Raw genomic sequence first — 13,340 nt, 5'->3', positions numbered from 1 at the left:
GATCGATCGTCCGTTAAGCAAATGTTGGTGTGCAGCTTGCGCATGGGCATTTCGTACAGAGGGGACGGCGTTAACCAGGGTGGTACCGCGATACAATCGTCCCTGATCCGTTCAGGGGCGTTTTTCTGTTTTTTTATGGCCTGTGCCAGGAACCAGTGACACCATAATTAGGAGGCTACTTATATGAAAGCTAGTGAAATCCGCTCCAAATGGCTGGAGTTTTTTGAAAGCAAGGGACATGTGATTGAACCAAGCGCGCCGCTTGTTCCACATAAAGATCCTTCCCTGCTATGGATTAATGCGGGTATGGCACCGCTTAAGCCTTATTTTGACGGACGTGTGAAGCCAGAAAACCCACGTATCGCCAATTCGCAAAAATGTATTCGGACGAACGACATTGAGAATGTCGGTAAAACGCGCCGCCATCACACCTTTTTCGAAATGCTCGGTAACTTTTCCATTGGTGACTATTTTAAGGAAGAAGCCATTACATGGGCATGGGAGTTTCTGACAGATCCAAAATGGATTGGTTTTGATCCGGAACGTCTGGCTGTAACTGTGTATCCTGAGGATGAGGAAGCGTACAAGCTGTGGAACGAAAAAGTTGGACTTCCTGCCGAACGTATCATCAAACTGGAAGATAACTTCTGGGATATCGGTGAAGGTCCTTGTGGACCTTGTACGGAAATCTTTTATGATCGTGGCGAAGCCTACGGCAGTGATATGACGGACCCTGAAATGTATCCGGGGGGAGAAAATGAGCGTTATCTGGAAGTGTGGAACCTCGTATTCTCACAATTCAACCATAACAAAGACGGTAGCTATACGCCGCTTCCAAACAAAAATATTGATACAGGGGCTGGATTGGAGCGTTTTGCATCCATTTTGCAAAATGTGGATTCCAACTTTGATACGGATATCTTCCAGCCACTAATCCAAAAAACAGCGGCGATGGCAGGAGTAAAATATAACGAACATGTTGACAGTGATGTGGCTCTTAAGGTTATTGCTGACCATGTTCGTACCGTAGCTTTTGCGATTGGTGACGGTGTGCTGCCTTCTAATGAAGGACGCGGTTACGTGATCCGCCGTTTGCTGCGCCGGGCTGTGCGCTATGGCAAAATGCTGGGCATGAACCGTCCATTTATGTTTGAGCTGGTGGATACCGTTGGGGATGTCATGGGTGTGTATTACCCTGAGGTGGTGGACAAGCGTGATTTCATCATCAAAGTGATCAAAACGGAAGAGGAACGCTTCCATGAAACACTGACAGATGGATTGGCAATTTTGTCCGATATTAGTGCTCAGGCGAAGGCAGAAGGTCGCAATGTCATTAGCGGAGCAGATGCCTTCAAACTGTATGATACGTACGGGTTCCCATTCGATCTCACAGAGGATTATGCAGACGAGCAGGGCTTGAAAGTAGACCGTGAAGGCTTTGATGAAGCGATGCAGGAGCAACGCAAACGCGCCCGTGATGCACATCAGGACAGCGCCAGCATGAAGATTCAGGGCGGAGCTTTGTCCGATCTGGCGGTTAAAAGTGAATTTGTTGGATATAATGACCTCGTAACTGAGTCTAAAATTGTGGCGATTGTATATGAAGATGTACTGGTGGACACTGTTAGTGAAGGGCAGTCTTGCCAGGTCGTGCTGGATGTGACTCCTTTCTATGCCGAAAGCGGAGGACAAGTCAGTGACCAAGGCTTGCTGCGTGGAGGTACGGTAACCGCGAAGGTTGAAGGACTGTTTAAGGCGCCACAAGGTCAGCATGTGCATCAGGTTGTTGTAGAAGCCGGTGAGCTGAACGTTGGCGATACGGTGAAAGCTGAAGTGGATCAAGCTTCACGTGGAGAAATTGAGAAAAACCATACGGCTACGCATTTGCTTCACAAAGCGCTTAAAGAAGTGCTGGGTGACCATGTCAATCAGGCGGGTTCTTTGGTAGAGCCTGGGCGTCTGCGTTTTGATTTCTCCCATTTTGGAAGCATTACACCAGAAGAGCTGGCGGATATTGAACTGCGTGTAAACCGTGCCATCTGGAGCCAACTGGACGTTAATATTGAACTGAAACCGATTGATGAAGCCAAGGCTCTCGGAGCAATGGCGCTGTTCGGTGAAAAATATGGAGATATCGTACGGGTCGTTAAAGTAGGCGATTACAGCATTGAACTGTGCGGTGGCTGTCATGTCAGCAATACTTCGCAAATTGGCCTGTTCAAGCTTGTCAGCGAGAGCGGCATTGGATCAGGTGTACGTCGTATTGAAGCGGTGACCGGACGTTTTGGCTTTGAATATATGGAAGGTCAATTAGAACTGTTGAAGGTGTCGGCTGGGCTTGTAAAATCCAAGCTGTCCGAGGTGCCAAAACGTATCGAATCTTTGCAGCAACAAATTAAAGACCTCAGTCGTGAAAATGAATCGCTGCAAAGCAAGCTGAGCGTTATTGAGGCGGGCCAGCTGACTGATCAGGTCGTGCAAGCAGGCGGGGTGCAGCTGTTGGCTGCACGCGTGCAGGCTTCCAGCATGGACGCGTTGCGTGCGATTGCCGATGAACTGAAAGGGAAGCTTCCGGCTGCTGTGCTGGTGCTCGGCGCTGCAATGGACGACAAAGTTAATTTTGTCGTAGCAGTTCCGGCAGAGCATACCAAGGCTGGACTTCATGCAGGCAAGCTCGTGAAAGAAATTGCTGCCGTATGCGGTGGCGGTGGTGGCGGACGACCTGACATGGCGCAAGCCGGTGGTAAGGATGCCAGCAAGCTGGACGAAGCACTTCAACGTGCGCATGAACTGGTGTCGGCAGCCTCACAAGGATAAAGTTCGATAATTTTTGCGGATTTTTGGGAAAAAACGGGCTTAGATATTTCCTTGTAGGGCTTTGCTTATGGTATGATGTAAAAGAATAAGCTGGCATAAACATGTACACATGTTTTGTGGAAGCGAGGTGTCAACAATGGATTCCATGGACAAAACGGTCAAATTTAATGTCAAGGCAGATGAGAAGGAAGCTTCTGCTCAGGAGATTTTGTTGACCGTATATGATGCGTTGGTAGAAAAAGAATACAATCCGATCAATCAAATCGTCGGCTATTTGCTATCCGGTGATCCGGCTTATGTGCCACGGCATAATAATGCCAGAAGCTTGGTACGTAAAAAAGAGCGCGATGAGTTGATTGAAGAGTTGGTTCGTTTCTATCTCGCCAAGCACCGTTAGGAGACAGGCATGAAAGTAATGGGATTGGATTACGGGGATCGCCGAATTGGGGTCGCCGTAAGTGATGCCTTCGGCTGGACCGCCCAAGGATTGGAAGTCATAGAACGACGCGGTGACGACAGCGAGTTCGGTAAAATTGCAAATTTGGTTCGTGACAATGAGGTCGGCGAGGTTGTTGTAGGCTTGCCGAAAAACATGAACGGAACCGTGGGTCCACGCGGTGAGATTTGTATCGAGTTTGCGAACCGACTCAAGGAGTTACTGGGTTTACCCGTTCACCTTTGGGATGAACGGCTGACGACGCGTTCGGCGGAGCGTACGCTTCTGGAGGCCGACGTCAGCCGAAAAAAACGCAAGCAGGTGGTAGATAAACTGGCCGCAAGCCTGATCTTGCAAAACTATTTGGACGCACACAGTACAAGGTGAGGGGGATTTCGTAATGGCTGAAAATCAAGTGGGTATGGAAGAAGAGCCGGAAATTATTTATATTGCCGATGACGAGGGCAACGAGGAAGAGTTCGAGGTCATTATGAAGTTTGAGGTAGATGGTTCCGAAGCGAAGTACATGATGGTTGCGCCAGTGGACCCTGAAGCTGATGAGTCCGATGTGTACGCCTTCCGTTACGAGGAAGAAGGCGATGATATTAAATTGTTTGTGATCCAAGACGATGCCGAATGGGAAATCGTCGAAGAGACCTTTAATACATTTGTAGAAGAAGATGAAGAGGAAGACGGGAAATGACGATCTATTCACGTGAAGACCTGAGTTGGACCTCTGATTTGAAGGAAACGTTCGACGGCGATGTAGAGCTGCAGGATGAACAGGGCCATGCGATGCGCATGGAATTGGAAGCAGAGTTCAAGGTAGGTGAGCAACGGTACGCCGTATTGCGCAGACCCGGGGCTGCTGTTGGCGAATATGAACTTTATCATGTAAGCTCATCCACAGACGGCGAAATCTCCATCACCACCATTGAAGATGATGATGAGTGGGAAGATATTTCCGAGCTGTACGACGAATGTACGTTGCCGGAAGAACTGTAAGTCTGGATAACGATGAGATCAAACCTGAAAGGGCGGACCAGTCCGCCCTTTTTGGCTGTGAAGGAGTTGGGTGGGTGTGAAGCGAAGGACGAGGATGTTTACGTTGTTTCTACTGCTTATCATTATAGCAGGAGGGGCAGCCCTCTATATTTGGAATGCCATGCAGCCTGTTCAGCCCCAAACACAACCCGTTGCTTTTACGGTGGTGCAGGGAACAGGAACATCGGCAATTGCAGATACGCTGGAGCAAAAGGGACTTATACGTAATGCGCTCGTGTTTAAGGCTTATGTAAAATTCAAACAGCAAGGAAGCGCATTTCAGGCCGGAAAATATGAGGCGCAGCCTGGCGCAACCTTTGATCAGTTGATTACTAAGTTATCGGCTGGAGATGTTGTCAAAGAGGAAATGATTCGTTTTACAATCCCGGAAGGTTTTACGATTAGGCAGATGGCTGATAAGCTGCAAAAAGAAGGACTGGCAGATCGGCAGCAATTTTTGCAGCTGGCCAACGATCCGTCCGCTTTTGACGTCGCGCTGGTGCGGGACATTCCAAAGCAGGCGGGGCTTCGCTATGCGCTGGAGGGTTATCTTTTCCCGGAAACCTATGAACTGAAAAAGGGTAGTACGGCCGAAGATATTATACAGGTGATGCTAGAACAGACACAAAAGCGGTTGGAAACTGTTTCCGATTTGGACGCCAAGCTGAAACAGCGGGGTGAAACACTGCATCAACTGCTGACAGTTGCTTCTCTCGTAGAGCGCGAAGTGGTTGTGGAAGATGAGCGGTCTGTAGTAGCTGGCGTCATTTATAACCGGCTCAAACAGGATAAGAAGCTGGAAATTGATGCTACGGTTCAATATATGCTGGACAAGCAAAAAGAACGGCTGTATTACAAGGATTTGGCTGTGGAAAGCCCTTATAATACGTATATGCATCAGGGACTTCCACCAGGACCGATTGCAAGTCCCAGTCTAAACTCAGTGATAGCGGCTTTGCAGCCGAAAGCTACAGATTATTTATTTTATGTGACCAAAAAAGACGGAACACATGGACATTTGTTTGCCAAAACGTATAAAGAACATTTGCATAACATTCAGTTAAGTAACCGTAAGACAAATTAGGAGGTGAGCCTATGGCTTACAAACCCGAACTACTGGCAACTGCCAGCTCGCCGGAGGATGCCCGCCATATGCTAGAGGCTGGAGCTACTGCACTACTTATTGGAGATGACCGCTTTGGAATGCGGCTACCGGGACATTTTACCCCTGACCAAATCCGTGAAGTGGTGGAAGAGGCACGCAAGCATACAGCGCAGGTATATGTATCCATGACGAATTTGATGACGAACGAGCTATTGCCGCTCCTTCCCGAATATGTGCAGACCCTAGCTGGATGCGGCATAGATGCCATTGAGTTTAATGATCCCGCAGTGCTCATGGCCGTGAAGGAGTATGCTCCGCATCTTAAGCTGTTCTGGAACGGTGAGATGATCTCTACCAACTTCGCAACCGCTAACTATTGGGGTGAAAAGGGGGCTTCCCGGGTCATTTTGGCTCGTGAGCTCAGTATGGATGAAATTACCGAAATGATACCAAAGTTGAACATAGAAGCACAGGTTCAGGTACATGGTATGACCAATATTTATCACTCCAAGCGTAAGCTTGTTCAAAGTTATATGCTGCACCAGGGACGTAATGTAGAAGGCGATTTGGGCAGAGGGCGCGGCTTGTTTCTGATTGAAGCAGAGCGGAAGGAAGAGAAGTTCCCTATTTACGAGGATATAAATGGGACACATATTATGAGTTCGGATGATTTTTGCATCATGGAGGACCTGCATATTCTAATGGAGGCGGGCGTGCATAGCTTTAAGATCGAGGGCTTATTGAAACCTACGGCTTACAATGAGGCGGTTGTTCGTGCTTATCGTAAAGCAATAGATAGTTATACAGCTGACCCGGATGCTTATGCTTATGATGAAAGCTGGCTGGATGAAGTTCGCCGTCTTCAAGATCCGGAACGGGAACTTTCCTTCGGATTTTTCTATAAAGAGCAGGTTTATTAATTTTAAAATGAATTCACAGAGGGGGGAACGTCGTGGGGACGATAACCAAAACGAGAAAATATATAGGTAAACGGAATCGTCTGGATAAGCCGGAGCTGTTGGCTCCTGCCGGAAATCTGGAAAAGTTGAAGTTTGCCGTTCACTATGGCGCGGATGCTGTATATATTGGTGGACAAAAATATGGTCTGCGATCTAACGCCGATAATTTCAGTTTTGAAGAAATGCGCGAAGGTGTAGAATTTGCCAATAAGTATGGTGCTAAGGTGCTTGTGGCCACCAATATTTATGCCCACAATGAAGATATTGCCGGAATCGAGGAATACTTGCGCAATCTGTACGAGGCAGGAATTCATGCCGTTATCGTCGCTGATCCGGCTATTGTATCCGTGGCATTGCGTGCTGTTCCTGGATTGGAAGTGCATTTGAGCACACAGCAGTCCACGCTGAACTGGCAAGCAGTAAAGTTTTGGAAAAACGAAGGACTACCGCGTGTAGTACTGGGGCGTGAGACCAGTCTGGAGGAAATCGAAGAAATTAAAAAGTATGTGGATATCGAAATCGAAGCTTTTGTCCATGGTGCGATGTGCTCTTCATTTTCTGGCCGCTGCGTGTTGTCCAATCACTTTACAGACCGTGATTCCAATCGTGGGGGATGTTGTCAGTCTTGCCGCTGGAAATACGATTTGTTTGAGGATGCACGCCCAGGTGAAGTTTGGATATCTGAGGAAGAGGCACAGGACAGCAATGCACTGAAACAGTTCCAGCTCGGTGTTAACCAGCTTCCACTGTTTGAAGAGAGCGATAATGCTTTTTCTATGGGTTCCAAGGATCTGTGTATGATTGAAAATGTCCCTGATCTGATTGATGTAGGGGTAGACAGTTTTAAAGTAGAGGGACGTATGAAGTCCATCCACTATGTGGCTACGGTCGTGAATGTCTATCGTCAAGCGATTGATTCCTATATGGCTGATCCTGAAAATTATGTGCTCAAACCAGAATGGATTGAAGAAATTAACAAGGCAGCCAATCGTCCGCTGAATACAGGATTTTTCTACGATACACCGGATCATGAGGATCATATTTATGAGCCGGAAGAAAAAGCAGTCCCTTATGATTTTGCTGGACTGGTCATGGACTACGATGCCGCGAGTGGCATCGCAACCATTCAACAACGGAACCATTTTAAACCCGGTCATGAAATTGAATTTTTCGGTCCGAACGGAACATTCTTTAAACAAACGGTCGGAACGATCTGGGATGAGGAAGGCAACGAATTAGATGCTGCTCGTCACCCGCTTCAACGAATTAGAATGAAGGTAGATCAGCCCGTATCGTATTTTGATATGATGCGTAAAAAGAAGTAAATAAGCCTTAAGTCACAGACGAAAAGAATCAAAAGCCTCTCCTATCGGTTGGAGGGGCTTTTTTTTGAATAGTTTTCTAGGAAAAAAGTTTCACAAAATTTAGTTGATACTCAAAGGAAAGCTACATTCCTTGTCGAATAGTTCCGATAGAAGTTATATAGATAATAGATACATAATGGATGACGTGGAATTAGAAACTAATTATATGGTGGTAGGTGAGAGAAATGGGTTTACGGAAAAAAGAGGGGAATACAGTAAAAAGGCAACCCAAGAAAACGGATCAAATGCAAGGTTTGAAAGGTAGTAAAGCAACGGATAAAGGGGAACAAACGGTTGCGGTGTCTTCGAAGGTTGCCCCCTGGTTAGCTAAGGCGATTCGTAAGGGTACACACAATTTAAAGCGTTTACTTAAGCCGGAAAGGTACAGTAAAGATTTCATGCATTTGGTCAAAAACTATAATCCGATACGTTCGGTTGGAATGAAGTTGTTTCTGATCTTTTTTGCGGCAATTATGTTATTTGTGGTCAGCTTGGGGATGCTCTCATACTACAAGGCTAAAAGCACGATTGAGCAAAATGCAGCTACGGCTTATCAGCAGACCGTTCAGCAAACTTCAGAAAAGCTTGACATTATTCTAGAGCGCTTTCAAGACACATCGACACAGGTATTTTTCGATACTGAATTAAGTGATCAGTTGCAAAAGGCTGTAAAGCAAGATAAAAATCCTTTTGCATCTTTTGTTGCTATGGGCGAAGTAAACAAGAAATTAACGAATATTGCTTTTACGAATAAAGCGATTGATTCATTGTACCTGTACCCGGAAGATACCAAGTTTGCTGCTATGGGCACCGGAACACAAAAGGATGTACGGCAGGAAGCATGGTTTAAGGATATTTTGAAAAACAAGGGAATTGTTTGGCAACCTACGCAGGTGAATGACAATGGCAGCAAGACCTTTCGCCTAGCACGCTCCATGAACAGTATGTCCGGGTTGGGAGGGACTTACGTTCTGGTTATGGATTTAAAGTCCAGTGCGGTGGAGGACGAGTTGAAAGGTGTTAATTTGGGCTCAGGCAGTATGATTAGCCTTGTGACAGACAAGGGTGAGTTTGTAGGTTCTAACAATGAGAGCTTGGCAGGAGGAAAGACAAAGCTGGATTACGTTTCCAAGCTTGAAGGGGTTGAAGGAAATCAAATTATGGAGCAGGTTGCAGATGGCAAAGAGCAAAATGTGCTTGCGGTTCATAATACGCTGGGAACTTCCAAATGGATTCTCGTGGGTGTAGTACCTGTATCTGAGCTGGTGAGAGACGCTAAGGGGATTCTAACCACGACCTGGATATTTGCTGCAGTGGCTGCACTCATTGCATTGTTCATTGGCCTGTGGATCGTGCGCCTCGTGGCTCGTCCATTGACACACCTGAAGGATTTAATGGTCGAAGGCGCCAAAGGCAACTTGCAAATTCGAACGAACTATAAGGCTCAGGATGAAATTGGGCAGTTGTCAGAAAGCTTTGATATCATGATGGAGCAAATTACATTGCTGGTAGAGCAGACGAATGCCTCAGCTCAGGAGGTTCTGAATACAGCGACGGAACTAGGCGATGCCTCGAAGAAGACAGCCATTTCAGCCAAAGAAATTGCAGCAGCAACGGAAGAAATTGCTCATGGCGCCGCCAGTTTGGCAACAGAGGCTGAACGTGGCAGCGGACTAACCGGAAATATATCTCAGCAAATGGATACGGTGATGGCTTCCAATCATGAAATGAGTCTGGTCGCACAAGAAGTTGAACAATCCAGTGAGCAAGGGACAGTTCAACTGAAAAATCTATTGAGCAAGACTAAGGTTACGGAAGAAACTACGCATGCTTTGGTAGGCAAAGTAGATGAACTGAAGAAGACAACTTCCGATGTCTTTAAGGTGCTGGACGTATTACAGGATATTGCTAAACAAACGAACATTCTATCACTGAATGCAACGATTGAAGCAGCACGAGCGGGGACGGCTGGGCGTGGTTTTATGGTGGTAGCAAATGAGGTTCGGCAGTTGGCTGAACAATCACGTCAAGCTATTCGCACAGCTACGGGTATTACTAATAACATTGTCAATGAGATGAATGAAACGGTACAGGCATTATCTGAGGTGTACCCGTTGTTCCGGGAGCAGATGGGAGCCGTGCAGGAAACAACGGACATTTTCCAATCGGTGCAGCAGCAAATGGGAGAGTTCGCGCTTCGGTTGGGAACGGTCACCGCCTCCATTCATCATCTGAGTGAATCGCAGACCACTTTGTCCGAGGCAATGACCAATGTAAGCGCGGTAGCTGAGCAATCCTCGGCCACTTCACAGGAAGTCGCTTCGCTCAGCACTGAACAGGCCAATATTGGTAATCAACTGGTAGGTTTGTCGGATAAGCTGGAAGGAGTATCAGTGAACTTGAAGGAACAGCTTTCGCGGTTTACGGTGTAGATATAACAAAACCATGGGAATCAGGGTTGTCACTGATCTCCGTGGTTTTGTACTTTTTATTAGTGGTTGTGCTTAAAAATCTCATTACGGTTTTTTATTCGTTAGACGAGATTTTAGATTGGGGCCCAGAAGTAGACATCACAAGATACAAATAAATTCGGAAACCCATTCACGTTAAAAGTTGAGTGGGTTTCTTTTTCAACTACAGGACATACTACTGGAAAAAAGATGAAAGGAGGATGGGTGTGCCGAGGCGTGGTAGCAGTTTCATTCGAAAACGTCGAATTGCATATATGGCCTTGGGGGTGATGGCACTACTGCTGATTTTATTATTCCGATTGGCTTGGATTCAGGGGACAGCGGGCATTCATATGTCCGTTTATGGGGGGCATTCGCTTAAGGAAATGTCAGCACGTCAGCGACAGGAGGGCATTTCTATCGACTCTGGACGTGGACAGTTTACGGACCGGCATGGGCAACCCTTGACTGGCGGAGTAGTATGGGCGCCAGTACTTTTTCCCGATGTAGATGGCAAAGCGGCTTTACACGGCGAAGAACTGGCCGAGCTACTGCGTACGAGTAAAAAGCAACTACTGACAAGATGGAAAGGGCTGCAATCCCCGCTCATATGGCGAGATGGGCGCGGAGAGCCCGTACAAATCAATCCGCATGAAGCAGGCAAGCTGCTGAAGTTAGCCCCTTCGCTTATTGAGCTTGTACCTTATGCGAAACGTTACAGGGATTTGCCCAATGGCAGGCAATGGCTTGGCTTTTTGTATGAACGTGCCGATCGAGCAAGTGGACTGCCGATGGGGGCCGCCGGGCTGGAAAGAACGCTGGAGCCGCTGCTGAGCGGCGTCGGTGAAACGTTCGTCTCCCGATTTGTAGATGCACAGCGTCGTCCATTGACTCATGTACCGCTGCGTGTCAATGCTCCATCCAATGGTCACTATCCTTTACAAGTGCAGACTACAATTGATCTACCTATACAGGAACAGATTGAAAAGCTGACGGAATCTAGTCATTTGGCAGAAGGGGCGGTGGTAGTGCTCGATGCAGGCAACGCGGATGTACTGGCGATGGTGTCTCGCCCTTTTTATAATCCCGGGCATGTTGATCCACAGAAAAAAACAGACTGGTCTAATCGTGCTCTCAAGGCGATAACGCCCGGTTCCATTTTTAAGTTGGTTACGGCTGCTGCTGCACTTGAATCAGGTGTTGTCCAACCGCAGGAACAATTCCATTGTCATGGAACTTATGGCAAGTACGGTTTGGCTTGCTGGAAAAAAGAAGGACACGGTACCCTGAACCTGGAGGAAGGGCTTGCCGTATCCTGTAATAGTGTGTTCGCTCATCTCGGCGAACGGCTTCATCCTGAGCAAATTCAGGCCACAGCCTCTGCACTGGGATTGAGCCGAACTGTGGGCTGGCAAGAGCAAAATCTTGCAGGGCTACCTCAATTCAGACCGCTGGATCATGAAGAAAAGGGAGCCGTATTCGGCTCCCATACGAACGCTTTTGATCCGGGCGTACGTGTACAGACAGCTATCGGTCAGCGCGATGTGCTGGTGACGCCTCTCCAAGCTGCCAATCTCATCGTCACCTTGCTGCATGATGGTCAAGTACATGCACCGCGCCTCGTCAAACGCATCAGTTATGCAGACGGTAGCACCTTACTGGAATTACCTACTCATGCTGCACCTTCACCCGAGGGCAGCCGCTCGATTCACACATCGACGGCTCGCACGCTTCGTGAAGCAATGGAAAAGGTTGTGACACAGGGAACTGGTGCCTCCTTGCGTAATAAATCATGGAATTTGGCCGGCAAATCGGGTACGGCCCAATCTTTAAAGAACGGTCACCCTATAAATCACCAGTGGTTTATAGGGTATGGTCCGATAGAGCGGCCTCGCTATGCGGTCGCCGTCCTTGTGCAAAATGCTTCAACACATTCTGCAAATCAAGCTACAGCACTGTTTGGTCAAGTGATGGATCTGTTAGCTCAATCCTCCTGAGTACCACGAGTAGCTTCACGATCCTCCTCCTGGATTTTAACGATAAATGGAGGCTCGTCAAATTCCTCTGTCGGAAACCGAATCCATTTCTGCAGATAGCCTTGCTGCCACAATTCCTTGAGCAAAATGATCAGAATTGGAGACAGGATTAAACCGGCCAGTCCAAAGATGGACAACGATATAATGGCAAAGGAAAGCATCAGATAGGCAGATGAAACACCGATGGAATTACCAGTGATTTTAGGCTCTGCCAGCTGGCGGACGATAACCGTGACAGCCATGACAATAAGCAGGCCTACAGCCAGGCCGGTATTGCCTGTGATGAACAGATACACTGCCCACGGAATAAAAATAACAGGCACACCCAACAAGGGCAGGATATCAAACAAAGCTGCCACGAGCGCCAATGAGAGGGCATTATCCACTTGCAAAATGAGTAAACCTATAAATACGAGAACAAAGGTAATCCCTACCAGTAGAGCTTGAGCCTTGAGAAAAGCGGAGATAGCTTTAAGTACGTGATTTTTTAGAAAAAGGTAAGCCGTTTTTAGTGTCTTGGGTGTTTTACTACGAGCAATGCCCTTCCAAAGATTAATTTCCATACTTAAAAAGAACGCTAAAATGATTGCAATGGCAAAGTTGCCCATAAAAACAGTGAAAGAACTGAGGAACTGTATGAAAAAGGTTAATCCTAGCTGTGCCCATTTCGTAGCAATGGTGGTGGCAGTCGCAAAATATTCATTCACACGTTCGGTAACACCTGGAGGTAAAGCAGCGATTTTATCTTGAGAAAGATGAAGATATCGCGTGAATTCCGCTTGGATAATCTGAGTATATTGTGGAAGGTTTTGCGCAACTTTCGTAAATTGCGTAACCAGAATCAGACCCAATCCGAAAAAAATAGCAAGTAAAAGGATGATAAATAGCAATACGGAGAGTGCGGAGGCAAAAGGTTTTTTCATTCCTTTCCGATGAAAATAACGGGCAGCAGGTTCAATACACCAGAACACGACGAACGAAAGAAACACAGGTGCGGCTAGTTGATACAGTTTGCTGGATACGAACATAATTAAATACACGGTTAATACGATCAAACCGATATCAAAAACGGTACGCCAATATTTTTTGTACAATGGAAGCATATGTATACAACGACTCCTTTTAGATT

General features: G+C 47.0%; 11 protein-coding genes. 10 read left to right on the top strand and 1 reads right to left on the bottom strand.

Going from position 1 to position 13,340, the window contains the following annotated elements; translation table 11 throughout:
- Window positions 1-183: 183 nt before the first annotated feature.
- The 10 genes from alaS to AC5ELV_RS13740 all read left to right on the top strand — a co-directional run bounded on the left by alaS (window position 184) and on the right by AC5ELV_RS13740 (window position 12,172).
- Window positions 184-2,817, top strand: coding sequence for an alanine--tRNA ligase (gene alaS / locus AC5ELV_RS13785; protein ID WP_493430655.1), 2,634 nt, complete (start codon window positions 184-186; stop codon window positions 2,815-2,817).
- A 136-nt stretch (window positions 2,818-2,953) separates the two neighbouring features.
- Entirely contained in the window at window positions 2,954-3,214 is a 261-nt protein-coding gene (locus tag AC5ELV_RS13780; RefSeq protein ID WP_007431624.1) for an IreB family regulatory phosphoprotein, read from the top strand.
- A 9-nt stretch (window positions 3,215-3,223) separates the two neighbouring features.
- Entirely contained in the window at window positions 3,224-3,640 is a 417-nt protein-coding gene (gene ruvX, locus AC5ELV_RS13775; protein WP_014282932.1) for a Holliday junction resolvase RuvX, read from the top strand.
- A gap of 13 nt (window positions 3,641-3,653) precedes the next feature.
- The gene (locus tag AC5ELV_RS13770; protein WP_023989904.1) at window positions 3,654-3,956 is read left to right on the top strand and encodes a DUF1292 domain-containing protein; all 303 of its coding nucleotides are present in this window, start codon (window positions 3,654-3,656) and stop codon (window positions 3,954-3,956) included.
- Entirely contained in the window at window positions 3,953-4,258 is a 306-nt protein-coding gene (locus AC5ELV_RS13765) for a DUF1292 domain-containing protein (protein ID WP_493430654.1), read from the top strand. Before AC5ELV_RS13770 ends, AC5ELV_RS13765 begins: the two co-directional genes overlap by 4 nt.
- A 94-nt stretch (window positions 4,259-4,352) precedes the next feature.
- Window positions 4,353-5,381, top strand: a complete 1,029-nt coding sequence (gene mltG, locus AC5ELV_RS13760; RefSeq protein ID WP_493430712.1) for an endolytic transglycosylase MltG — start codon at window positions 4,353-4,355, stop codon at window positions 5,379-5,381.
- Window positions 5,382-5,392: 11 nt separating this feature from the next.
- On the top strand, window positions 5,393-6,322 hold the full coding sequence (locus tag AC5ELV_RS13755; RefSeq protein WP_250260671.1) for a peptidase U32 family protein: 930 nt from the start codon (window positions 5,393-5,395) through the stop codon (window positions 6,320-6,322).
- A gap of 32 nt (window positions 6,323-6,354) precedes the next feature.
- Window positions 6,355-7,686: a peptidase U32 family protein gene (locus AC5ELV_RS13750; RefSeq protein WP_493430653.1), complete on the top strand. Its 1,332-nt coding sequence runs from the start codon at window positions 6,355-6,357 to the stop codon at window positions 7,684-7,686.
- Window positions 7,687-7,910: 224 nt separating this feature from the next.
- Window positions 7,911-10,157, top strand: coding sequence for a methyl-accepting chemotaxis protein (locus AC5ELV_RS13745; protein ID WP_493430652.1), 2,247 nt, complete (start codon window positions 7,911-7,913; stop codon window positions 10,155-10,157).
- A 239-nt stretch (window positions 10,158-10,396) separates the two neighbouring features.
- The gene (locus AC5ELV_RS13740) at window positions 10,397-12,172 is read left to right on the top strand and encodes a peptidoglycan D,D-transpeptidase FtsI family protein (protein WP_493430651.1); all 1,776 of its coding nucleotides are present in this window, start codon (window positions 10,397-10,399) and stop codon (window positions 12,170-12,172) included.
- Here AC5ELV_RS13740 and AC5ELV_RS13735 read toward each other — a convergent pair.
- Complete coding sequence (locus AC5ELV_RS13735; RefSeq protein ID WP_493430650.1) at window positions 12,160-13,314, bottom strand: AI-2E family transporter; 1,155 nt, start codon at window positions 13,312-13,314, stop codon at window positions 12,160-12,162. The two genes, AC5ELV_RS13740 and AC5ELV_RS13735, sit on opposite strands and share 13 nt — an antisense overlap.
- Between the last annotated feature and the right edge of the window lie 26 nt (window positions 13,315-13,340).

This window comes from Paenibacillus sp. NMA1017, assembly GCF_058895805.1.
The sequence above is the reverse complement of the archived record's forward strand: the minus strand, read 5'-3'. Positions and strand labels throughout refer to the sequence as shown.

Coding starts and splice junctions, on each gene's coding strand:
- alaS (WP_493430655.1), top strand. CDS start 184: ATGAAAGCTAGTGAAATCCGCTCCAAATGGCTGGAGTTTTTTGAAAGC.
- AC5ELV_RS13780 (WP_007431624.1), top strand. CDS start 2,954: ATGGATTCCATGGACAAAACGGTCAAATTTAATGTCAAGGCAGATGAG.
- ruvX (WP_014282932.1), top strand. CDS start 3,224: ATGAAAGTAATGGGATTGGATTACGGGGATCGCCGAATTGGGGTCGCC.
- AC5ELV_RS13740 (WP_493430651.1), top strand. CDS start 10,397: ATGGGTGTGCCGAGGCGTGGTAGCAGTTTCATTCGAAAACGTCGAATT.
- AC5ELV_RS13745 (WP_493430652.1), top strand. CDS start 7,911: ATGGGTTTACGGAAAAAAGAGGGGAATACAGTAAAAAGGCAACCCAAG.
- mltG (WP_493430712.1), top strand. CDS start 4,353: ATGTTTACGTTGTTTCTACTGCTTATCATTATAGCAGGAGGGGCAGCC.
- AC5ELV_RS13770 (WP_023989904.1), top strand. CDS start 3,654: ATGGCTGAAAATCAAGTGGGTATGGAAGAAGAGCCGGAAATTATTTAT.
- AC5ELV_RS13735 (WP_493430650.1), bottom strand. CDS start 13,314: ATGCTTCCATTGTACAAAAAATATTGGCGTACCGTTTTTGATATCGGT.
- AC5ELV_RS13755 (WP_250260671.1), top strand. CDS start 5,393: ATGGCTTACAAACCCGAACTACTGGCAACTGCCAGCTCGCCGGAGGAT.
- AC5ELV_RS13765 (WP_493430654.1), top strand. CDS start 3,953: ATGACGATCTATTCACGTGAAGACCTGAGTTGGACCTCTGATTTGAAG.